Raw genomic sequence first — 21,538 nt, 5'->3', positions numbered from 1 at the left:
TGCTGGACGCGGGCAGTGCGGGCAACCCGGGGACGCGAAGCGTAGGCACGGCGAGACGCAGGGCACGGGCGCGGGGCGCGAGGCGCAGGGCGCGAGGCACAGGGCGCGAGGCACAGGGCGCAGGGCGCAGGGCGCAGGGCGCGAGGCACAGGGCGCAAGGCGCAAGGCGCAAGGCGCGAGGCGCGAGGCGCGAGGCGCGAGGCGCAAGCTCGCCCGACGCTCCTGCCGCCGACTCGCCCCGTCCCGCCCTCTCGCCAACCGGCCCGTCCCCCGGCTCTGCGCAGCGGCGTGCCCGTGTCCCCCGCGTTCCCCCGTCGCTCACCCGGCCCGCCGGTCGCCATCCCCCCATTCATCCGCGCCCGGCGCGTCGTCGGCGGGCGTCTCTCTCGCCAACTTGCCCCCGTTTCCCGTTCCTTTCCCTCCGCGGATCCGTGATCATCGGGCGCATGACGTCGTCTGGTGGTGCCTCGTCCTCGCTTGTCGATCCGGTTCGGCTCGGGGGGTGGCTGGACGAGCAGGGGCTGGGGAGCGGCGAGGCCGTGGGGCTGGAGTCGTTGTCCGGGGGGCGGTCGAATGTCATGTATGCGGTGCGTCGGGGGGCGCATGACTGGGTGTTGCGGCGGCCTGCCGCGGTGGCGGCGGAGCGGGCCGAGGACGGGCTGCGGCGGGAGTACCGGATTCTTCGTGCGCTCGAGGGCACCGGGGTGCCGCATCCGCGGGCGGTGGCCTGGTGTGACGACCGCGCGGTGCTCGGGTCGGCGTTCTATCTGATGTCGCGGGTCGAGGGCGTCGCGGCGATGCCGGACGCGCTGCCGGCGGATGCCGATCGGCGGGCGATCGGGCTGGCGATGGTGGACGCGTTGGCCGCCTTGCACGGCGTCGACCCGTACGCGGTCGGGCTCGGCGACCTCGGTCGTCCCGGCGACTTCCACGAGCGTCAGGTCGACCGCTGGCTCAAGCAGCTCGCCGGCTACCCCGGCGGCGGTGACCTGCCCGGTGTCGACACCGTCGCCGCGTGGCTGCGGGCGAACCGTCCGGGGTCTTTCACGCCGGTGCTGATGCACGGCGACTACCACTTCGGCAACGTCCTCGTCGCGCCCGCCGAGGACGGCACGCCGCGGGTGACGGCGATCGTCGACTGGGAGACCGCCACCCTCGGCGACCCGTTCCTCGACCTCGCCGCGTTCCTGCGCATCTGGTTCGAGACCGGGCCGCACCAGGGCAGCGACTGGGAAGAAATGGCCGCCCGCTACGGCGAACGCTCCGGTCGCGAGGTCCCCGACCTCACCTACTACGTCGCGCTGTCCCGCTTCCGCCTCGCGATCCTGCTCGAAGGCATCCACCAGCGCTCACTGCAGGACCCCACGCGCCCACCGCAAACCGCCCTCGGTGCTTACGCCCGCCGCCTCATCGGCGACGCGGTCGCGGACCTGGGCCAGAATGCCTGAGGTGCGCAAGCTGTCATAACGCCGCTCCGACCCGGCACACCCCTCCCGAAATTGGCTTTGTACAAAGCCCATTGCGGAACAGCACTCACATCAGCCGCAGATCGCGCGCCAACGCCTCCCCTACCAAGGCCATTTCGCCGTCGACCTTGGCCCACTCGGCTTCGGTCGGCGCCAGTTCGGCGGGCAACGGCGCGGCCTCCGCCAGGAGCTTGCGTCGCAGGTGCGTCGGCGGGTGTGTCGAGTCCACTGCCGCGCCGGTCGCCTCGTCGTTGAACTGCAGGCGTTCGCGCTCGTGTTCCGGCAGGCCGTCGATGTAGGCGCGCAGGTCGCCCCAGAGGTCGGTCCCCGCTTTGCTGCCCCGGCGGGTCAGGAAGTTCGCCGCGGTGTCGGCCAGGACCGCCTTGTCCAGCAGGGCCACGGCCGCGTCGGTCGAGGCAACGCGGGCGGCGATGGTGTCCGCGAGGTACTCCGCCCGCGGGCGAGAGGCCGTCCAGATCCGCCCGTGCAGGAGCCGAAGTCCCCGTACCGCCGCGTAGAACGGGAACAGGATCACCGGCAGCAGTAGGTGGGCGACGAAGACGATGCCGCCGAGGTCGGTGCCGTCGTGGTTGCCGTTCCGCGCGCCGCGCGGGTCGAGGATGGCCTCCCACTCGGCGAGGCTCGCCTGCACGCTGTAGGCGAGGGTGCCGTGCGTCGCGTCGCCGTTGACCTGGTGGCCCATTTCGTGGGCGAGCAGGGCGACGCGTTCCGGGCCGGTGAGGATCGTCCACAGCGGGATCCCGATCACCAGAACGCGCTGCCGCCGCAGGCCGACGCGTGCGGTCGACGCGTTGACCGCGCTGGTGAAGGCGACGGCGACCGGCGGTTCGGCGCCGACCGCGGCCGCGACCCGCTCCAGCAGGGCGAACAGTTCCGGGAAGTCGTCGCGCCGGTACCACCCGCGGCCGCGCGGCCCGCGCCCGAACTGCGGCCGTACCGCGCCGGCCAGGCAGACCGCGATCAAGGCCCCGAGCCAGGCGAACCAGTTGCCGGGTTGCACGGCAAGCCACGTCGCCGCGCCCGCCAGCAGCAAGGCGAACGGCACGTGCACCGCGACACTGAACCCCGCCACCGCCCACCGCAGCCGGGATTCCGGACGGGCATCGGCTCCCGCGGCGAGTCCCTCGTACAACCGAAGCGCGCGTTCGGTCTCGGCGGCCTCACGGCGCCGACGCTTCGCGGTCTTCTTCGGCTTCTCGTCGAGGACGAACGTGTCGGTGGCCGGCTGGGCGTTGTGGCCGCATGCGCGGCACCAGGCCACAAATGCCGGATCGAACTCGCCCTCCCAGCCGCACCCCGGCGCCGGACAGGCATAGGCGCGCAGTTCCGGGCGCACGGCATCGGTCGCTGCGCCGGGGGAACGGGGGGACTGCCCGGGTATCGGCGACGCGGAAGGTCGCACGGACGAGTCGGGCATCGAAGGCGAGTCGGGTCTCGCGGTCTCGGACACCGCGCGAGTATGGGGCAACTCGGGCGTTGCCCACAAGAACGTTTCCCCGTCCTCCGCGACCGCATCGAGGAGCAGAGGTCACGCCCCCTTCGCGGGCTCCTCCCGCAACGGCTTCGGCAGGTACAGCGCTCCGGACCCGAAGCGGGCCGCGGTGTCGTCCGGGTTGGAGATCGCGCACCGCTGCAGCGACAGGCAGCCGCAGCCGATACACGAGTCGAGGCCGTCGCGGAGCGCCGTCAAAGCGGCGATCTCCTCGTCGAGCCGGGTCCGCCAGGAGCGCGAGATCCGCGCCCAGTCGGACTTGTTGGGCGTACGGGACTCCGGCAGCGTCGCCAGCGCATCCCGTATCTCGTCGAGGCTCAGCCCGACGTGCCGGGCAGCGCGGATGAACGCGAGCCGGCGCAGGACATGCCGCTCGTAGCGCCGCTGCCCGCCCGACGTGCGCTGCGCCCCGATCAGCCCTTCCCGCTCGTAGAACCGCAAGGCCGACGCCGCAAAACCGCTGCGGTGCGCGACCTCGGACACGGTCAGCAGATCGGTGTCCCGCACGGCTTCTCCCTCCGAACGCCCGAATCCCCGGCGAAAAGAACCTGAGAGCTTGACCTGAAGTCAGCTTTAACTTGCAGCATAGGCGTCAGCACCGCTTCTTGACGAACCATCACCCCTGAGTGCCCGGTCGATCACAGAAAGAGGGATGATCCTCATGCCCGTCGCCGTCATCACCGGCGCTTCGCGCGGCTTCGGCCTGTCGCTCGCCCACGGCCTCGCGGAGCGCGGCTGGACTCTGGTCCTCGACGCCCGAGGCGCCGAAGACCTGGAGTGCGCCGCCGCCGACCTGCGGACCGCCACCGACGTCATCGCCATCGCGGGCGACATCGCCGAACCCGACCACCGTCGCGGACTCGCCGGCGTGGTCGCCGAATTGGGCCCCCTCGACCTGCTCGTCAACAACGCCGGCACGCTCGGCGTCAGCCCCCTCCCGCCCCTCGCCGACTACCCGGCCGAGGCGCTGGAGGACGTCTTCCGCACCAACACCGTCGCCCCGCTCGCACTCACCGCCGAGCTGCTGCCCGCCCTCCGCGAGGCCGGCGGCGCGGTGGTGAACATGACCTCGGACGCGTCCGTCGAGGCCTACGAAGGCTGGGGCGGCTACGGCGCCTCCAAGGCCGCCCTCGACCACATCACCGCCGTCCTGGCCGTGGAGAACCCGGCCCTGCGCTTCTACGCCGTCGACCCCGGCGACATGCGCACCGTCATGCACCAAGACGCCTTCCCCGGCGAGGACATCTCCGACCGCCCGGAGCCGGGCACGGTCGTGCCGGGCGTCCTCTCCCTCCTGGACCGCCGGCCGGTCAGCGGACGCTACCGGGCGTCGGATTTCGCCACCGCCACCACCGCCGGAACCTCCCCCACCGCCACCGCCGAGGTGACCGCATGAAGACCCACAGCCTCACGTCGTCCGCCCACGCCGCGCTCCCCGTCGTGCCGCCCCGCCCCGCGACCCGCTTCACCCTTCCCGACGACCTCAATGCCGACGCCCCGCCCGAAGCCCGCGGCGTCGCCCGCGACGGCGTGCGGCTGCTCGTCGCCGACGGCCGCGACGCTGTCCAGCATTCCGCCTTCCACCACCTCGGAACCTACCTCCGGGCCGGCGACCTCCTCGTCGTCAACACGTCGGCGACCCTGCCGGCCGCGGTGGACGCCGTCCGCGCCGACGGCCGCGGCGTCCTCGTGCACTTCTCCACCGCCCTCGACGACGGACGCTGGATCGCCGAGCTGCGCCCGCCCGGCAACGAAGGCGGCCCCGTCCCGGACGGCCGCACGGGCGAGGAAGTCGCCCTGCCCGACGGCACGGTGCTGACCGTCGACGAGGCGTTCCCCGACCCGGCCGTCCGCGAAGGCAGCCGCCTGTGGACCGTCCGCGTCACCACCCCTGCCGGCGCACCCGAAGACGTCCCCGCCTACCTGCACCGCCACGGCCGCCCCATCGCCTACGGCTACCTCCGCGGCCGCTGGCCCCTCACGCACTACCAGACGGTGTTCTCCCACGAGCCCGGCAGCGCCGAAATGCCCAGCGCCGCCCGCCCGTTCACCACGGACGTGGTGCTCGGCCTGATCGCGTCCGGCGTCGTCATCGCCCCGGTGACCCTGCACACGGGGGTGTCGTCGCTGGAGTCGGGCGAGGCGCCGCTGCCCGAGCGGTACCGCGTCCCCGAGCAGACCGCGCGCCTGGCCGCGCTGACCCGCGCGAACGGCGGCCGCGTCATAGCCGTCGGCACCACCGCCACCCGCGCGCTGGAGTCGGCGGCTCTCCCCGACGGCACGGTCGTCGCCCGCGACGGCTGGACGGACCTCGTCCTCGGCCCGGACCGCCCGGCCTTCGCCGTCGACGGCCTGATCACCGGACTGCACGCACCCGAGGCCTCCCACCTGCTCCTCCTGGAGGCCGTCGCCGGACCGGAGGTCGTCGGCCGGGCGTACCAGGCGGCACTCGAACAGGGCTACTTGTGGCACGAGTTCGGCGACTCCAGCCTGCTGCTGCGGGCGTGACCCGGAAGGCAAGAAGAGGGCCTCCGGCGGTGCGCACACCGCCGGAGGCCCTCTCGTTTGCTCACATCTCAGACGCCATAGCCGCCGTCCACGTCGAGCTTCTGCCCGGTGATGAACCCGGCCCGGTCCGAGGCCAGGAAGCACACCGCCTCGGCGATGTCCGCGGCCGCACCGAAACGCCGCAGGGGAATGTTGGCCCGCGCCACGTCCAGCGCGCGGTCGTCCAGGTCGCCGTTGGCCATGAGCCGTGCGGCCATGCCGTCGGTCAGCATGCCGGGGCCGACGGCGTTGGCGCGGACGCCGTAGCGGCCCTCCTCCGCCGCGATGCCGCGGACCACGGCCTCGACCGCGCCCTTGGTGCACGAGGACAGGCCGTCGCGGACCGGGAACCGGCTGGTCGCCGCGGTGGTGACCGCGACCAGGCTGCCCTTCGCGGCACGCAGGTGCGGGAGCGCCGGGTGCACGAGGTTGAAGAACGCGGCGGCGTCGCCGTCGAGCTGCTCCCGGTACTGCGCCGGGGTGACGCGGCTCAGGTGCAGCATCGGAACGTGCGGGCCGGAGGCGTACACGACAGTGTGGATGCCGCCGAACTCCGCGGCCGCCTCGTCGAGCACCGCCGCGACGCGCTCGGCGTCGGTGAGGTCGAGCTGCCGGATCTCGGCACGGCGCCCGTGCTTGGTACGGATCTCCTCGGCCAGCTCGCCGGCCGCCGCCGCATTGCCCCGGTAGGTGAGCACCAGATCGCTGCCGCGCTCGGCGAACGTCCGGGCGATCGCCGCTCCGATCCCGCCGCTGGCACCCGCCACCACGGCAACGCCGGCCCGCGCCGCGAAATCCTCCTGCAACCCAGCCATGGGCACTCTCCTCGCCACCTGGATCTGACTATCCGTCAGATCTACGGCGCCAAACCCCCGATGTCAATCGCCACGTAATGCGGTGTCGACCACCCCTCACGACCGTGTACTATTTTTCACGCAGCAGGCCACAAGGCCCAAGCAAGCGCCGCTAGCTCAGTTGGTTAGAGCAGCTGACTCTTAATCAGCGGGTCCGGGGTTCGAGTCCCTGGCGGCGCACCCGAGGCCGAGGCCGACATGTGTTCACGGAAAGCGTGAACCGGGTCGGCCTCGGTCCTTTTTGCGCTCCTTCGTCGCGCGAGGTGGGGGCTCCGCCACCCACACCCCCCGCCCGGAGCCGGCATCCAGCCGACTCGGCTTGGGCTTCGCAAGCTCGCCCTGCCGGTTTGGCTCCATCCCGGCTCGGCTTTTGGCTTCGCAAGCTCGCCACCCCGAGCCGCGGTCCATCCCGGCTCGGCCTGCGGCTTCGCAAGCTCGCCGCACGGGCCGCGGCCTCGTCCCGCCCGGCTTTTGGCTTCGCAGGCTCGCCCTGCCAGCTTGGCTCCACCCCGGCTCGGTATTCGGCTTCGCAAGCTCGCCACCCCATGCCACAGCCCAACCCGGATCGGCTTCACGCTTCGCAAGCTCGCCTGGGCGGCTCGACTCCACCCCGGCTCGGCATTCGGCTTCGCAAGCTCGCCACCCCATGCCACAGCCCAACCCGGATCGGCTTCACGCTTCGCAAGCTCGCCGTCCGGGCCCATCCCCACTCGGCTTCGGGCTTCGCGCGCTCGCCCTGCCGGTCGGCTCCATCCCGGCTCGGCTTTCGGCCTCGGAGCTCGCCACCCCGAGCCGCAGTCCATCCCGGCTCGGCTTTTGGCTTCGCAAGCTCGCCGAGGCGGGTCGGCCAGGACGGCATAGGCCCGCCCTCGCCCTGCCGCCCCCGCAACTCCCCAACCGCCACGACCGCCGGTCAGCCCACCCCGTAGACCCCGCGCTTGCCCCCCGAGGACGGGCGCGCCCGTCGCCACCCTTCCCGCCCTCGACCCGCCCCCACCCCGCGGGTCACGAGCTTCCCCGCCGGCTGTTCGACGCGGCGCTCGCCCGCACGCATCCCGCTCTCGCCGCCCCGACGCCGGAACTCACCCGAACAGCGCCCAGCCCCACCCGCCCCGTCAGCCGCGCCGGGCAGGTCGTCCGCCCGCGGCCACCACAACGACCCAGCCCGCATGCCCGCGCAACCGCAGCGCGACCTCGCCGCCGGCTCGCCCGTGCGGCTCACCACCTCCGCGCCACGCCCAACCCCACGCCCGCGCACACCCCCGTCACCGCCACACTCCGACATCGCAACTCGCCCGAGCAGCAGCCCTCCCAGAGCGCCCGTCGACCAGCCCCGCCCGGCATCTCCCCGGCCACACAACCGCCACAACCACCCGCACCCCCACGCCCGCCCGGCCACGGCAACCACTCGGGCCGGCTCACCCCTTCGGCTCACGGGCCTCCCCGCCGCTGACCTGCCCCGCACCCAAGCGACCACGTGTCCTCATCGCGCGCCCTCGCCTACCCTCCACCCCGGCCCCGACGCCGGAGCTCGCCCGAGCAACGCGTCTCCCCACCCGTTCCGCCCGTCTCGCCGGGCAGATCGCCAGCCGACGCCGCCCCCAACCCCCGGCCGCATGCCAGCGCAACCCCGCTCGCCGGCAGCTCGCCCGTGCGGCTCGCAGCCTTCGCGCCACGCCCAGCCCAATGGCCACGCACGCCACCGCCACACCCCGCCGCCCCAACTCGCCCGAGCAACGGCCCTCCCCGAGCGCTCCTCCACCAGCCCCACCTGGCATTTCCCCCACACCCACACAGCCGCCACAACCCCCGCGCCCGCCCAGCCACGGCAACCCGCTCGGACCGGCTCACCCCCGCGGCGCACGGGCCTCCTCGCCCCCGGCCTGGCCCGTGCCCAAGCGACCGCGCGCCCTCGACCACCGACTTCCCCCCTCCGCGGCCCCACCCCTCCCCCATCCCATTCGGCGCAATGTTTCACCCACACGCCTTACCTCAACTCCCTGACACTCCTGGGGTGTCCGATTAGCGAGTTTTCTTGTGTTTCAAGATGCGACGCGTGAAATGCCCGATGAAGATGGGACAGGCGTCGCGGGGTCCGATGCGGTCGTGTGGCCGCAACCGCCGCGACGGTCGAAAGGATCACAAGTCATGCGTCGTGCCTGCACTTACGTCCTTGGCGCTTCTTCCGCGATAGCTCTTCTCGCCTTCGCCGCCCCCGCACACGCGCAGGGTGCCGAGGTGAACCCCGGTTCCGGCGCCCCCGGCACCGCCATCACCGTCACCGACGGCGGGCTGTGCGCCGGAACCAGCGCGAGCGCGACGTCCGAGGCGTTCGGGACCGTCACCCTGGCGGGTACGACGTCGATGACCGGCCAGGGCACCGTCGCGAACGTGGCCAACGGTTCGTACGCCGTCAAACTCACCTGCGGCAACGGCAAGTCCGCGTCCGGCACCTTCACCGTGACCGGCAGCACCGCAACCGCGAGCACCGCCCCCAGCACCTCGACCACCGCGAAGCCCTCGGGCGGCGTGGCGGCCGGCGGTGGCGGTACGCAGGGCGAGGTCAGTGCCGCGGGCCTGGCCGCCGGCGGCGCGTTCCTCGCGGCCGGTGTGGGCTTCGGCGGCTACGCGCTGCGGCGCCGGGTGTCCGGCCGCCCGACCGCCTGACGGTCCCTCACCCCGCAGCAACCGGCCCGCGCTTCCGAGCGCGGGCCGGTTCCTGTTCGCGTGATTCCGCCCGGACTCCCGCGCCTTCGCGCGCTGCCCCGGACCGGCGCGCCTCCGACCGCTCCCAGGCAGTTGAGACATGCCAGGCCGGCGCGCCACCGCGCCCCGACCCGCACCACCGAAGCCGCCCCGACACCGACCACCCTCACCGCGGAGAGGCCCCCATGCCCCAGCCCTTGCCCAGGCACGCAAAGCGGACCTCCCGGTTCCGCGGCTTCCGCCGGCTCGCGCTCGCGTCCGTACTGGCCTGCCTGTCCGGCGGATTCGTCGTCGTCCAGGAGATCACCGCGGACCACCCCGGCCCCCCGCGCCCGCCGGCCTCCGCCGCACGCCCGGCAGCGGAACCCGACGCCGCACAGCCCCGCCCCCTGATGGCCGGAGACGCCGCCCAACCAGCCGCCCAACCAGCCGCCCAACCAGCCGAACAACCAGCCGAACAAGCCGCTGCGCTCCCGCCCTCTCCCCCCATCCGCATCGTCATCCCGAAGACCGGCACCGACGCCCCCTTCGTCGGCCTCGGTCTCGAAGCGTCCGGCCAGCTCGCCGTGCCCGATCCGAACGACCGCCGCCTCGCGGGCTGGTACAAGGACGGCGTCGCCCCCGGCTCCCCCGGCACCGCGATCGTCGTCGCGCACGTCGACACCAAGACCGGCCCCGCCGCGTTCTACGGCCTCGGCACCCTCGAGCCCGGCGACACCGCCGAAATCACCCGCGCGGACGGCATCGTCGCCACCTTCCGCGTCGAGTCCGTCGAATTGTTCGACAAGAAGGCCTTCCCGAGCACGCGCGTCTACGCGGACACCGCCGACGCCGAACTGCGGATGCTCACCTGCGGCGGCTCCTATGACAAGCAGAACGGCGGCTACCAGTCGAACGTCGTCGTCTTCGCCAAGCTCACCGGCACCCGCCCGGCTTGACAAACCCGCCCGGCCCGACAAACGCAGCGCACACAAAAGCCGGGTGCCGCCCAGGCCCGCAAAGCCCGCCGACACCCGGCCGCACGAACGACGAACGGCGGCTCAGTCGTCCCCCGCCGCGCTGTCCCCGAACGCCGCCGCCGTTTCGATCTGGTCCTCCATCGCGTCGACCGTCTCCTGCGGCAGCCGCGTGTACGACAGCAGCCGACCCCCGGCCTCGCGGATCCGTACGGCGACCTCCCGGGCCCATACGTTCTCCACAAAAATGACGACGACGAGCGAGTCGGGCGGCATGATCAGCCCGATCTGCTCGACGTCGTTCTCCCCGGCGAGCCCCAGCATGCGCCGGGCCGCGACCTCCGCGGCCATGTCGCGCATGTCCTCGTACTCGCTGATCTCGTGGTGGCTGATGTCGCCGTGGACGTCCTTGACCACGATCAGCATGTCGATGACCCGGACGTCGCCGCGGGCCTCCACTTCGTCGACCGCGGTCAGCACGGCAGGCGTCAGCCGCTGACCCGGAAACCCGAGCACAATCGCGTCGACGGGTCCAAGTTCCGACATCGTCCGGCCTCCCGCTGCTTAGCCACACCGGTAAGAACCCCCGTTTGCGCCTTCCACGCTAAGCGCGTCGTTGGCAAGACGCACATTCGTACCGCCCTGTGAGGGAATTCCCCCTGGATCGCCTGCCGTTCGTGCGGGACTATGAGGGGCTCATCCGGACCCGGATCATGTCGGGCAAGCACCAGTCGACAAATGTCCACCAAGTGCGCGCGTCGCTCGGCCCACGGGGGCTCGGGCTGGCATACAGTGCGGTCGAGTGGAGGACAACGAGATAGCCCGGACGGGGACGGGACGAGCGGACAGGGAGGTGCCCATGGGCGCGCTGCGCAAGGCCGGCTCCTGGCTCGGGCTCGGATCGGGGGACGAGGACGACGACATGTACCGGACCGGCAGGAGTGCGTACGACACCGGTTCGTACGACGAGGGCGACGACGTCGACGCCGGCTGGGTGTACGACGACGAGCCCGAGGAATCCCGCTCCCGGCCGTTGGAGGGCAGTGTCGTGGCAGCGTCCGAGATCTTCGCGGCTCGTGCCGCCGCGGTGGCCGAGTCGACCAAGCCCACGTCGCGTATCTCCGTGGTGCACCCGAAGAGCTACCACGAGGCCCGCGCCATAGGCGAGTACTTCCGCAAGGACATTCCGGTCATCATCGACCTCACCGCGATGGACGAGTCCGACGCCAAGCGCGTCGTCGACTTCGCCTCCGGCCTGACGTTCGGCCGCCGCGGCACCATGGAACGCCTCGCCAAGCGGGTGTTCCTGCTGCTGCCGGCCGACGTCGCGCTGCTGACCGGCGACCCGGGCAGCAACAACCACGACGGCTTCTTCAACCAGGCCTGAGCGCGGGGCGGCAAGGAACGGCGCGGCACAAGCATTCGGCGGGGCGGTCACCGATCACGGTGACCGCCCCGCCGCGTTTGTCCGGACGAGCCAACAGCCTCGCGGACGGCGACGCGTGAAAGCAGGTAAAGGGGGCGGCGGCCACGGGGGCCGACAAGCGAGCGGGCGGACGGGCAGCTACAGCGTCGGCACTACCGAACCGACCTCACCGCCTCGCCCGCGTGGGCTCGCGGCCACACCCGTTCCCGCCCGGCGCTTCACCCCAGCCTTTGCCCAGCCTTCTCACCGCCGCCCGAACGGTCAGGGGGGCACGTCGAGGCCCTGCCGCCCCGCATCGGGCCGACCCACTGCCTGACCTCGCCCTACCGGGCAGGCACCCCGCGACCCCACCGACGCGAGCCCCCGTCCATTCCCCCTCACCTCAGCCGCAGCGCCAAAAAGAAGTCCACCTTGTCCTCCAGCCGGGACAGATCCCGGCCCGTCAGCTCCTCGATCCGGCCGATCCGGTACCGGAGCGTGTTGACGTGCACGTGCAGGCGGGCCGCGCAGCGGGTCCAGGAGCCGTCGCAGTCCAGGAAGGCTTCCAGGGTGGTCACCAGTTCCGCCTGGTGGCGGGCGTCGTAGGCCAGCAAAGGCGTCAGCAGGCGGTCGCGGAAGCCGCGTCGCACGCCTTCGGGGGCGGCGGCCAGCAGCAGCACATGCGATGCCAGTTCTTCATGTCCCACGACCTCGAACGCGCCCGGCCGACCGTCCGCGATGCGGGACGCGTGCCAGGCCTCCTCCAGGGCCCCGCGCAGGCCGTCCGCGCGGACCACCGGGGCGCTGACGCCGATGCCCGCGCGGATCCCCGCGTCGGCGGCGTCCGCGAGGCCGTCGAGGCGGGTGCGGAGCAGCGCGGCCGCGTCGGGGGCCGGGCCCGGCACCAGCGCCACCGCGCCGTCGCCGGATGGGGCCGCCAGGACCGCCCACGGCAGTTCCGCGAGCGCCTCTTCGAGCAGCGTGCGGGCGGTCGGCCCGCGCTCCGGGCGGAACGGCAGAACCGGCGCCAGCCCTCCGGGCACCGTGGCGGACCCGTCCGGCGCGGCCGCACCGGACCGACCGGAGCCGCCTCCCGGCACACCCGCCGCCGTCCCAGCCCGACCCGGCCGCCCGGAAGCCCCCCGCGATTCCGTCCCCGATTCCGACCCCCGCGCGTCCTCCGGCACGCGCAGCGTCACCGCCACCACCTGCCACGTCACCGGCTGCTCTCCCGCGACCCCGACTTCGACCACGTCCGGCTCCGCGACCCGCAGCCGGGCCGCGATCTCCCCCGGGTCGGCTCCGGCGCCCAGCAGTCCCAGCACGTCCTCGGCCAGTCGGCGGCCGAGCCGGCGTCCGTCCTCGACGCGGTCCGCTTCCACGGCGACCAGCCGCACCAGCTCGTCGAGCAGCCCGCGCCGGCGGTCGGGCCAGTCGGCGACGTCTTCTTCGACGACCAGGCACCACTCGCTCCACAGCCCGGTCCCGCCGAGCGCGGCCGAGCGTTCGACCGGGAGCATCGAGAACACCTGGCCCCCGACCCGTTCGCGGTAGGGCACCCGGGCCCGCCGGGCCCGCGCCAGCAGGTGGCCGCGGGCCAGCACCGTGCGCAGGTCCGGGTCGAGCGGGCCGGCCCCGGCGGCGACCTGCCGGCCGGTCATGGACAGCACCCAGCAGCGGATGTCGATGTCCGCGGCGACCAGCCCGAGGATGCCGTCCAGTCCGGCGCCGCCGGTCGCCGCCTGGACGAGGCGCCGGTGCCGGTCGACGATCGCGCCCAGGTCGCCGGCGCGCTCCGTCGACACCCGCCGCACCACGAATTCGGTGAGCCGGGCGAAGGACAGCTCCTCGTCGACGGTGAACAGCGGCAGCCGGTGCCGCGCGCAGGCCTCGATCAGGTCGTCCGGCACCGGTCCGACCTCGGTCACCCCGGCCGCCAGCGCCGCGGCACCGGCCGCGACCAGGACCCGGACGAAGGCCTCCGAGTCCTCCGGCGTCGAGCGCCACAGCATCCCGGTCAGGACCAGTTCGCCGCCGCCGAGGTACCGGCTGGGGTCGTGCAGGTCGGTCGTCATCACTCCGCGGACGCCGCGGTCGAGCTCCTCCTCGCCCGTGAGGAGCCGCAGCCCCGGCACCCCGCCGTCGAGCAGCGCCCTCAACCGCACCGTTTCGCCTCCCACCACACGTGCTCCGACCATGATCTCCCACGTTCGCGTGCGTTTTCCGCCGCAAGTGCGCAGCGTGTCCGTCCTACCGGGAGCACGTGGCGGTGAACGATTGGACGAACCTACGAGAACAAGCGGACAACCCGGTGCGCCGCTTCATGCCTTCGGTGGCTACACCCGGACTGCCCCGGCTATGTGTACTGGGTCACACCTCGTGAGACAGGGAAAGCAGTACGGCAGAGAAGGCAGCACGACGGAGAAGCAGCACGACGGAGCAAGCAGACGGAGACCGGTGCACGGCACGGCGCCCCCTCCACCACGGCACGGCACTCCGGCCCGCCCCGCGCGGCGCCGGAACAACAGGAGGAGAACCCCGTTATGGAGTTCCTGCGCCCCGCGACGTGGGACGAGGCGCTCGCCGCGAAAGCGGAGTACCCGTCCGCGGTGCCCATCGCCGGCGGCACCGACGTCATGGTCGACCTCAACTTCGACCGGCACCGTCCGCCCGCCCTGCTCGACCTGAACCGCATTCCCGAGCTGCACACGTGGGAGATCGGCGACGACGGCGTGGTGCGCCTGGGTGCGTCCGTCTCGTACACGCGCATCATCGACCAGCTGACAGGCCGGCTGCCCGGTCTGTCGCTGGCCTCGCACACGGTGGGTTCGCCGCAGATCCGCAATCGCGGCAGTGTCGGCGGGAACCTCGGCGCGGCGTCTCCGGCGGGCGACGCGCATCCGGCCCTGCTCGCGTCGGGCGGCCGGGTGGAGGTGGCGTCGGCGGAGCGCGGCACGCGGATGATCCCGATCGACGACTTCTATCTCGGGGTGAAGCGGAACGCTCTGGAGCCGGACGAGCTGATCCTGGCGGTCCACGTTCCGTCGGCGACCGCGCCGCAGCAGTTCGCCAAGATCGGCACCCGGAACGCGATGGTCATCGCCGTCTGCTCGTTCGGGATCGCGCTGCACCCGGAGGCGGGCACGGTCCGCACCGGTATCGGTTCGGCGGCGCCGACCCCGCGCCGGGCGACGGCCGCGGAGGAGTTCATCGCCGCAGAACTAGCCGACACCGGCGGGTGGGAGACCCGCGGCGAGCTGGGCGAGGCCGTGATCCGGCGGTTCGGCGAGCTGGTAGCGGAGGCGGCGAGCCCGATCGACGACGTGCGCGGCAGTGCCGCGTACCGCCGTCACGCGCTCGCGGTGCTGGCGCGCCGCACGCTGACCTGGAGCTGGAACGAGTACCGCGCCGCCGGGAGGGCCGCCGCATGAGGGTCACCTTCACCGTGAACGGCCGCCGGACCGAGGCGGACGACGTGTGGGAGGGCGAGAGCCTGCTGTACGTGCTCCGCGAGCGCGTCGGCCTCCCCGGCTCCAAGAACGCCTGCGAGCAAGGCGAGTGCGGCAGCTGCACGGTCTACCTGGACGGCGACCCGGTCTGCGCGTGCCTGGTCGCGGCCGGCCAGGTGCAGGGCCGCGAGGTCCGCACCGTGGAGGGCTTGGCCGACGGCGAGACGCTCGACCCCGTGCAGCAGGCGTTCCTCGAAACGGGCGCCGTGCAGTGCGGCTTCTGCACCCCCGGTCTGCTCGTGCAGACGCACGACCTGCTGGAGCGCAAGGCGCAGCCGAGCGACGCGGAGATCCGCGAGGCGCTGTCGGGCAACCTGTGCCGCTGCACCGGCTACGAGAAGATCATGGACGCGGTGCGTCTCGCCGCGGCCCGCAAGGCGGACTCAGCTACCCCGCAAGCCCGTTGATCGATACCGGTTGATTTTCCGGGCAGGTGCGACCCATCTGCCGGAAGACACCGTAAACGCGCCCCCGAACGCACAATCCGGCCCCGCGCGCCGCCGCGCCTGCCCGCTGCGGCATGCTCTCGCGCGCGCGGAGCCCGGCTCCGCACCACCCCAACAACGGCCTCAGACACTTGGGAGTGGTCCATGACGCAGATTTCTGTGCACTCGGACTCAGAGCAAGGCCCCAGAGAACCCGGTACCCCGGCCCCGCCGGGCCGCGGTTCCTTCGTGGACTCGTATTTCAAGATCAGCGCGCGCGGCAGCTCGGTCGCACGGGAGTTCCGCGGCGGCGTCACGACCTTCATGGCGATGGCGTACATCCTGCTGCTCAACCCGATCATGCTGGGCGGCGCGGACGTCGACCAGCACAAGCTCGACCCGAGCCAGGTCACCACGGTGACGGCGCTCGCGGCGCTGGTGACGACCATCCTCATGGGGGTCATCGGCAACGCGCCGCTGGCGCTGGCGGCCGGGCTCAGCGTGTCCGGCGTGGTCGGCAACGCGGTGATCGCGGAGATGACGTGGCCGCAGGCGATGGGCCTGTGCGTCATCTACGGCGCGATCATCATGATCATGGTCTTCTCGGGGCTCCGGGAAATGGTCATGAACGCCATCCCCATGTCCGTGAAGCACGCGATCACCATAGGCATCGGCCTGTTCGTCGCGATGATCGGCTTCGTGAACGCGGGCTTCGTGGGCCGCAACCCGGCGCCCGGCGGCGGTCCGGTGACGCTCGGCGCCGGCGAGGAGCTGGCGGGCTGGCCGGTGGTGGTCTTCGCCATCACCACGCTGGTGATCTTCATGCTGATGGCCCGCAAGGTGCGCGGCGCGATTCTCATCGGCCTGGTGATCGGCACGATCGTGGCGATGGTGGTCAACGCCGTCGCGGACGTCCCCGCGAAGGCGTGGGGCATCGCGGTGCCGGAGCTGCCGGACAAGATCGTCGAGTCGCCGGACTTCGGGCTGCTGGGCGACGTCGACCTCTTCGGCGGGTTCTCGCGGGCGGGCGGCATCACCGCGTCCGTGCTGGTCTTCACCCTCGTCTTCGCGGGCTTCTTCGACGCGATGGCGACGATCATCGGCATCGGGTCGGAGGCGAAGCTGGTCGACGAGAAGGGCCGCATGCCGGGTCTCAACAAGGCCCTGGCGGTGGACGGCGCGGGCGGCATGATCGGCGGCTTTGCGGGTGCGTCGGGTCAGACGGTCTTCGTCGAGTCGGCGACCGGTGTCGGCGACGGCGCACGGACCGGCCTGTCCAGCATCGTCACGGGCAGCCTGTTCGGGATCATGCTGTTCTTCACGCCCGTCGCGGGTATGGTGCCGGGGCCGGTCGCGGCGTCGGCGCTGGTGGTCATCGGGTCGATGATGATCACCCAGGTGCGGCACATCGACTGGGAGGACCTGTCGGCGTCGGTGCCGGCCTTCCTCACGATCGTGATCATGCCGTTCACCTACTCGATCACCGCGGGTGTGGCGGCGGGCGTCGTCTCGTACACGCTCATCAAGACGGCGCAGGGCAAGTGGCGCGACCCGGGCGTCCTCATGTGGATCCTCGCGGTGGCCTTCGTGGCCTGGTACGCGCTGCATCCGATCAAGGAGGGGCTGGGGGTCAGCTGACCCCCCTCCCGGCGTGGACGGTTGATCCTCGGCGTCTTCCGAGCAACCGTGGGGGAATGACGATGTTCGACATCGTGTCCGAGCTGACCGCGTGGAAGGCCGACGCCAAGCCTTTCGCCCTGGCCACGGTCGTCGACGTCGCCGGCAGCGCGCCCCGCCTCCCCGGGGCGGCGCTGGCCGTGAACGCGGACGGCGAGGCCGTCGGCAGCATCTCCGGCGGGTGCGTGGAAGGCGCCGTCTACGAGCTGTGCCGCGAGGCGCTGGAGACCGGGACCCCGGTGCTCCGGCGCTTCGGGTACAGCGACGAGGACGCGTTCGCCGTCGGCCTGACGTGCGGCGGCGTGATCGACGTTTTCGTGCACCCGGAGCCCGCCGCGGACACCGCCCTGCGGTCGATCGCGGACCGGCGTCCGGTCGCGGTCGCCCGGGTCGTCGCCGGTCCCGCGCACCGGGTCGGCGCGACCCTCGTCGTGCACGGGCCCGACGAGGCGCTCGGCGGCCTCGGCGGCACGCCGGCGTTCGAGTCCGCGGTCCGCCGCGAGACCGCCGCGATGCTCGACACCGGCCGCTGCGGCCGGGTCACCTACGACTCCGACGGCCGCCCGTGCGCCACCGGGCCCGACACCGCGACGGTGTTCGTCGAGGCGTACACGCCGCCCCCGCGCATGATCGTCTTCGGTGCGGTCGACTTCGCCTCGGCGGTGGTGAAGGTCGGCAAGTTCCTGGGCTACGCCGTGACCGTCTGCGACGCCCGCGAGGTCTTCGCGACCCGCCGCCGCTTCCCGGATGCCGACCACGTCGTCGTCGACTGGCCGCACCGCCACCTCGACGCGATCGAGGTCGACGGCCGCACCGTGCTCTGCGTCCTCACCCACGACGCGAAGTTCGATATCCCGCTCTTGGAAAGGGCGTTGCGTCTCCCCGTGGCCTATGTCGGCGCGATGGGATCCCGCCGCACCCACGAATCCCGCCTCGCCAAGCTCCGCGAAGTCGGCTTGACCGACGCAGAGTTGGCACGCCTTCGCGCCCCCATCGGCCTCGACCTCGGCGCCCGCACACCCGAGGAGACGGCGATCGCGGTGGCCGCGGAGATCATCGCGCACCGGCGCGGCGGCTCGGGTGTGCCCCTGTCGGTGACGCGCGGCCCGATCCACCACGACGGCCGCGGATCGATCCCGCCGTCGATCACCCCGGACGCGCCCGCGCTCCGTGCGCCGAAGGGCCACCACGCGGCCTGAACCCGGCGCGCACACGCCCCAATTCGGATTCATCGCCCCGCCTTTCACAACGGTTTCGTGTACTCGACACGTGTCGACCTTGAATCCCGTTTATCGGCCGTTGACATCGCATGATGAACCAGCGCTTAATGGCAGGCTGGACTTTCGATCCCGGAGGGGAGCCAGGTGCACGAAAGGACAAGATCGATACGAAGTCGGCCGCGCCGCACGGGCGTCGCCGCCGGGGCCGCGCTGGCCCTGTCGGCCGCCGGGCTGGCGGCCGTGCTCGCGCCCGCGGCCAACGCCGCGGCCCCGGTGACGCTCACGACCCACTGCGTCCTCCCGGCCGGCCTGGGCGAAGGGGAGGGACCGCAGGACGTGACCGTCGAACTCACGCCCGCGGTGGTGGCCCCCGGCGGCTCGGTACACGCCAAGATCACTCTTGGCCCGGGCAGCACCGCGAACGCGACAGGCGCCGCGCAGGCCCCGACCACACCGAGCATCGACCTCGTGATGCGCGGCGGGGCCACCGGCACTGTCACGGTGACCGGTCCCGAGGTACCGCTCGACTCCGCCCCCGGCGTGGTGCCGGTGATCCCGCCCTACGAGGGCGACTTCACGGTTCCGGCGGAGGCGAACGGCCCCATCGAGTTCACCGTCGGCAGGCTGGTCACGTCGGTGCGGACGGACACCGACCCGCAGCAGACCGTCTGCGCGGTCGTCGCGGGCGGCGACCTGGCGGCGGCCGCGGTCACCGCGGACGTCAACGCCCCGCCGACCCCGACACCCACACCGACCCCGACGACACCGGCCTCGCCGACGTCACCGGGCAGGCCGACGGCGCCTTCCACGTGGAGGCCGCCGACCACCCCCGCCCAGCCGAGCGACCCCACGGCCTCGGCCACGGCGGACCCGACCGGCTCGGCACCCGAGGCCACGACGGGCACCCCGCCCGCCGTCGACGGCACGACGTCGGCCCCGGCAACCCCGGCGGCCGGGGGCAAGCCGTCAACGCAAGCGGCCGCACCACCGGCCAAGGCACCCGCGTCACCCGCGCAAGCCCCCCTCGCCGCGGGCGGCACCGGCCCTGCCCCACAGGCGGTACAGCTGCCGAGCACCCTCGCCATGGCCCAGAACGGCGGGGCGATCGACTTCGGCACGGTCGCGCTCAACGGCCAGGCCCAGACGGTCAACGGCACGCTCAACCAGGTCACCGTCACCGACGGCCGGGGTACCAATCTCGGCTGGTCGCTCACCGGCACCATGAGCGACCTGCTCTCCGCCAACGGCACCGACAAGATCCCGGCCGGCAACATCGGCTGGACCCCGTCGTGCGCCGCCCAGGAGGGCAGCCTCAGCCAGGTCGCGAACGGCCCGTCGGGACCGCTGGGGGCGGTCCCGACCACCCTGTGCAGCCAGGCCGCCAGCGAGCAGACCACCGGCGGCGTCTTCACCGCGGACGCGGGGATGACGCTCACCACCCCGCAGTTCACCGCCTCCGGCGGCTACAGCGGAACGCTCACGCTGACCCTGATCTGACGGGTTGGTATTTCGCACAGCGCACAGGCACAGCACCACACGAAATCGGCGCCGCGGGATTCCCGCGGCGCCGATTTCGTCATTCCGATCTGCTTTACCCGAGGACTTGTGCGAAATCCCCCGCCCTGAGCGAGGCGGGGGATTTCCCGGTCAGATCAACGTGAGCGTGAGAGTCCCGGTGTAGGCGCCCGCCGTCGCGAACTTCGGTGTGGTCAGCGAGACTTCGGCGCCGGCAGTGAACCTGCCGCCGGAGGTCTTCCCGTCGGCCGTCACGCTGCACAGCGTCGCCGGAGCCGAACTCAGCGGCACCGCAGTGCCGTTCACTACGGTGCTGAGGCTCCCGGCTCCGGCCGCGCACGACGGCGTCCATGCCAAATTCCCCGCCGGGATCTTGTCCGTCCCGTTCGCGGCCACCAGGTCGGTCATCGACCCCGTCAGCGACCACCCCAGGCTCCCGCCGCGGGCATCCACCACGGTCACCTGGTTCAGGTTCGCCTTGACCGTCTGCGCCTCGCCGTTCAGCGTCACGGATCCGAAGTCGAGCCCGTCCCCCGCCTGCGTCATCGCCAACGCGCCGGGCGCCAGCGTCACCGACGCGCTCTGCGACAACGGGGGGACGGTCAGCACCGTGAACGGCACGTCGACCGTGAGATCACCGAAGTTCGTGATGCGGATCATCGTGGTCGCAGGCGAGAAGATCGTGATCTCCGCGGTCAAGTTGCCGACCGCGTCGACCCCGCCGCTGGGGATGTCACCCAGAATCTCGCCGTCGGCGTTGGTCTCGTACAGGAAAAGGCCGTTGAGAGGAGGGAAGTTGACCCCCTTCACCGTGATGGTGTCGCCGACCTTGCCTGCGCTGGGAGTAACCGTCGCGGTGGGCGGGCCGCTCGGCACATACGGAGTGATGGTGATCGGGTAGGAAGCCGACCTGGTGCCGTCGGAGACCTTCACCGCGTACGCGCCGTCCGGCTGCGGGAACGAACGCAGTGTCGCCTTGCCCGAGAGCGCGCCCTGCCCGTCGATCGTCAGGGCATGCGACACGAACGCACCGGCGTCGCACTGCGAGCCGTCCGCCTGGCACAGCGACAGCTGCGGAGTGGCGTTCGGTGCGAAGTTGCTGCCGTTCAGGGTGATGTCGAAGCCAGGGTGCGACTCGGTCGTCCCGCTGAGCACGGGCCCCTCGGACTGCTGGCCCTCCACGGTGAGCGTCGCGGCGACACCCGGCACCTGGCCGGCGGCCGGGACACAGGTGGTCGTCGAGATCGCGATTCCGGCGTCGGTGATCGTCCGGTAGCCCTTGGGCGCCAGGGTCAGCGTGCCGGGAGCCGTCAGGGTGAGCGTCCCGGTCATGTCCTGCACCTTCAGCTCTTCGCCTGGCGCGGCCATGGGGTTCTTCTGCGGCCCTTCGAGCGCAAACACCTCCGACTGCGCGCCGGACAGCTGGATGTCCCCGGCGGGCTTGGTCGAGTCGGCCGGCACCGAGATCGGGCTGTTGAGCGGAACCTTGTTGTAGGCCAGCCACTTCCACGTCACCGACACCTGGTCGCCGACCTGGTACTTGTCCTTGACCGGGGACACCGAGATATCGACCTTCGTGGGCGTGTCCCCCACCGGCCCCATGAAGTCGTTGGTGCAGGAGGACGTCCAGTCGATCTCCACGGCTTGCGCCGCGGGTGCCGCCGCGATCACCGCACCGGCGATGCCCAGCAGCCCGGCCAGGACGACCGCGGGCGTTCGTCTCATTCTCCTCATGTGCATGACGT

The 21,538-nt window shown here is 72.3% G+C and carries 17 protein-coding genes and 1 tRNA gene; 12 read left to right on the top strand and 6 right to left on the bottom strand.

Translation table 11 applies throughout. The features are described from left to right. Positions 1-446: 446 nt before the first annotated feature. Positions 447-1,448 carry a phosphotransferase family protein gene (locus ACPA54_RS24025; RefSeq protein ID WP_423532960.1) on the top strand — a complete coding sequence of 334 codons (1,002 nt, stop codon included), beginning with the start codon at positions 447-449 and terminating at the stop codon, positions 1,446-1,448. Between the two features lie 85 nt (positions 1,449-1,533). Here the strand turns inward: ACPA54_RS24025 and ACPA54_RS24020 are convergent, their stop codons facing one another. Next, the gene (locus ACPA54_RS24020; RefSeq protein ID WP_423532958.1) at positions 1,534-2,823 is read right to left on the bottom strand and encodes a M48 family metalloprotease; all 1,290 of its coding nucleotides are present in this window, start codon (positions 2,821-2,823) and stop codon (positions 1,534-1,536) included. Positions 2,824-3,015: 192 nt separating this feature from the next. Beyond that, the gene (gene soxR / locus ACPA54_RS24015; protein ID WP_345678833.1) at positions 3,016-3,486 is read right to left on the bottom strand and encodes a redox-sensitive transcriptional activator SoxR; all 471 of its coding nucleotides are present in this window, start codon (positions 3,484-3,486) and stop codon (positions 3,016-3,018) included. Positions 3,487-3,640: 154 nt separating this feature from the next. Between soxR and ACPA54_RS24010 the strand changes: the two genes are divergently transcribed. After that, a complete protein-coding gene (locus ACPA54_RS24010) occupies positions 3,641-4,375 on the top strand; it encodes an SDR family NAD(P)-dependent oxidoreductase (RefSeq protein WP_423532956.1) in 735 nt (244 codons plus the stop codon). Then, on the top strand, positions 4,372-5,487 hold the full coding sequence (locus ACPA54_RS24005; protein WP_423532954.1) for an S-adenosylmethionine:tRNA ribosyltransferase-isomerase: 1,116 nt from the start codon (positions 4,372-4,374) through the stop codon (positions 5,485-5,487). The genes ACPA54_RS24010 and ACPA54_RS24005 overlap by 4 nt, the downstream gene beginning before the upstream one ends. 68 nt (positions 5,488-5,555) lie before the next feature. Here the strand turns inward: ACPA54_RS24005 and ACPA54_RS24000 are convergent, their stop codons facing one another. Next, the gene (locus tag ACPA54_RS24000) at positions 5,556-6,341 is read right to left on the bottom strand and encodes an SDR family NAD(P)-dependent oxidoreductase (protein ID WP_423532952.1); all 786 of its coding nucleotides are present in this window, start codon (positions 6,339-6,341) and stop codon (positions 5,556-5,558) included. Between the two features lie 145 nt (positions 6,342-6,486). Between ACPA54_RS24000 and ACPA54_RS23995 the strand changes: the two genes are divergently transcribed. From ACPA54_RS23995 to ACPA54_RS23985, 3 genes are all read left to right on the top strand, one after another. Then, positions 6,487-6,560, top strand: a tRNA-Lys gene (locus tag ACPA54_RS23995). Between the two features lie 1,968 nt (positions 6,561-8,528). Next, the gene (locus ACPA54_RS23990) at positions 8,529-9,047 is read left to right on the top strand and encodes a hypothetical protein (RefSeq protein WP_423532950.1); all 519 of its coding nucleotides are present in this window, start codon (positions 8,529-8,531) and stop codon (positions 9,045-9,047) included. A 224-nt stretch (positions 9,048-9,271) separates the two neighbouring features. Next, positions 9,272-10,024, top strand: a complete 753-nt coding sequence (locus tag ACPA54_RS23985; protein ID WP_423532948.1) for a class F sortase — start codon at positions 9,272-9,274, stop codon at positions 10,022-10,024. 102 nt (positions 10,025-10,126) lie between these two features. Here ACPA54_RS23985 and ACPA54_RS23980 read toward each other — a convergent pair whose 3' ends face one another. Next, entirely contained in the window at positions 10,127-10,588 is a 462-nt protein-coding gene (locus ACPA54_RS23980) for a DUF6325 family protein (RefSeq protein ID WP_423532946.1), read from the bottom strand. A 313-nt stretch (positions 10,589-10,901) separates the two neighbouring features. Here ACPA54_RS23980 and ACPA54_RS23975 point away from each other — a divergent pair, with 313 nt between their 5' ends. Further along, positions 10,902-11,429, top strand: coding sequence for a cell division protein SepF (locus tag ACPA54_RS23975; RefSeq protein ID WP_345678840.1), 528 nt, complete (start codon positions 10,902-10,904; stop codon positions 11,427-11,429). 416 nt (positions 11,430-11,845) lie between these two features. On the opposite strand, the gene ACPA54_RS23970 is transcribed toward ACPA54_RS23975, so the two are convergent. Then, complete coding sequence (locus ACPA54_RS23970) at positions 11,846-13,645, bottom strand: PucR family transcriptional regulator (protein WP_423532944.1); 1,800 nt, start codon at positions 13,643-13,645, stop codon at positions 11,846-11,848. A gap of 345 nt (positions 13,646-13,990) precedes the next feature. On the opposite strand from ACPA54_RS23970, the gene ACPA54_RS23965 reads away from it, so the two are divergent. From ACPA54_RS23965 to ACPA54_RS23945, 5 genes are all read left to right on the top strand, one after another. After that, positions 13,991-14,878 (top strand): FAD binding domain-containing protein, encoded by an 888-nt coding sequence (locus ACPA54_RS23965; protein WP_423532942.1) that lies wholly within the window; start codon positions 13,991-13,993, stop codon positions 14,876-14,878. Continuing rightward, positions 14,875-15,363, top strand: a complete 489-nt coding sequence (locus tag ACPA54_RS23960) for a (2Fe-2S)-binding protein (protein ID WP_423532940.1) — start codon at positions 14,875-14,877, stop codon at positions 15,361-15,363. Before ACPA54_RS23965 ends, ACPA54_RS23960 begins: the two co-directional genes overlap by 4 nt. A gap of 183 nt (positions 15,364-15,546) precedes the next feature. After that, a complete protein-coding gene (locus ACPA54_RS23955) occupies positions 15,547-17,019 on the top strand; it encodes an NCS2 family permease (RefSeq protein ID WP_423532939.1) in 1,473 nt (490 codons plus the stop codon). A 62-nt stretch (positions 17,020-17,081) separates the two neighbouring features. After that, positions 17,082-18,257 carry an XdhC family protein gene (locus ACPA54_RS23950; RefSeq protein WP_423533073.1) on the top strand — a complete coding sequence of 392 codons (1,176 nt, stop codon included), beginning with the start codon at positions 17,082-17,084 and terminating at the stop codon, positions 18,255-18,257. 165 nt (positions 18,258-18,422) lie between these two features. Then, positions 18,423-19,775: a hypothetical protein gene (locus ACPA54_RS23945; RefSeq protein ID WP_423532937.1), complete on the top strand. Its 1,353-nt coding sequence runs from the start codon at positions 18,423-18,425 to the stop codon at positions 19,773-19,775. Between the two features lie 150 nt (positions 19,776-19,925). On the opposite strand, the gene ACPA54_RS23940 is transcribed toward ACPA54_RS23945, so the two are convergent. Further along, the gene (locus ACPA54_RS23940) at positions 19,926-21,518 is read right to left on the bottom strand and encodes a WxL domain-containing protein (protein WP_423532935.1); all 1,593 of its coding nucleotides are present in this window, start codon (positions 21,516-21,518) and stop codon (positions 19,926-19,928) included. Positions 21,519-21,538: the final 20 nt, after the last annotated feature.

Origin of the sequence: Uniformispora flossi, assembly GCF_049534875.1 — a bacterium.
Taxonomy (GTDB): domain Bacteria; phylum Actinomycetota; class Actinomycetes; order Streptomycetales; family Streptomycetaceae; genus Yinghuangia; species Yinghuangia aomiensis.
Note: the sequence above shows the minus strand (reverse complement) of the source record. Positions and strands in the feature narration are given on the sequence as shown.

Excerpts from the sequence above, each read along its gene's own strand:
- ACPA54_RS23965 (WP_423532942.1), top strand. The coding sequence starts at position 13,991 with ATGGAGTTCCTGCGCCCCGCGACGTGGGACGAGGCGCTCGCCGCGAAA.
- ACPA54_RS23960 (WP_423532940.1), top strand. The coding sequence starts at position 14,875 with ATGAGGGTCACCTTCACCGTGAACGGCCGCCGGACCGAGGCGGACGAC.
- ACPA54_RS24025 (WP_423532960.1), top strand. The coding sequence starts at position 447 with ATGACGTCGTCTGGTGGTGCCTCGTCCTCGCTTGTCGATCCGGTTCGG.
- ACPA54_RS23985 (WP_423532948.1), top strand. The coding sequence starts at position 9,272 with ATGCCCCAGCCCTTGCCCAGGCACGCAAAGCGGACCTCCCGGTTCCGC.
- ACPA54_RS23940 (WP_423532935.1), bottom strand. The coding sequence starts at position 21,518 with ATGAGACGAACGCCCGCGGTCGTCCTGGCCGGGCTGCTGGGCATCGCC.
- ACPA54_RS23955 (WP_423532939.1), top strand. The coding sequence starts at position 15,547 with ATGACGCAGATTTCTGTGCACTCGGACTCAGAGCAAGGCCCCAGAGAA.
- ACPA54_RS23950 (WP_423533073.1), top strand. The coding sequence starts at position 17,082 with ATGTTCGACATCGTGTCCGAGCTGACCGCGTGGAAGGCCGACGCCAAG.
- ACPA54_RS23980 (WP_423532946.1), bottom strand. The coding sequence starts at position 10,588 with ATGTCGGAACTTGGACCCGTCGACGCGATTGTGCTCGGGTTTCCGGGT.
- ACPA54_RS23975 (WP_345678840.1), top strand. The coding sequence starts at position 10,902 with ATGGGCGCGCTGCGCAAGGCCGGCTCCTGGCTCGGGCTCGGATCGGGG.
- ACPA54_RS24000 (WP_423532952.1), bottom strand. The coding sequence starts at position 6,341 with ATGGCTGGGTTGCAGGAGGATTTCGCGGCGCGGGCCGGCGTTGCCGTG.
- ACPA54_RS24010 (WP_423532956.1), top strand. The coding sequence starts at position 3,641 with ATGCCCGTCGCCGTCATCACCGGCGCTTCGCGCGGCTTCGGCCTGTCG.
- ACPA54_RS23970 (WP_423532944.1), bottom strand. The coding sequence starts at position 13,645 with ATGGTCGGAGCACGTGTGGTGGGAGGCGAAACGGTGCGGTTGAGGGCG.
- ACPA54_RS23990 (WP_423532950.1), top strand. The coding sequence starts at position 8,529 with ATGCGTCGTGCCTGCACTTACGTCCTTGGCGCTTCTTCCGCGATAGCT.
- ACPA54_RS24005 (WP_423532954.1), top strand. The coding sequence starts at position 4,372 with ATGAAGACCCACAGCCTCACGTCGTCCGCCCACGCCGCGCTCCCCGTC.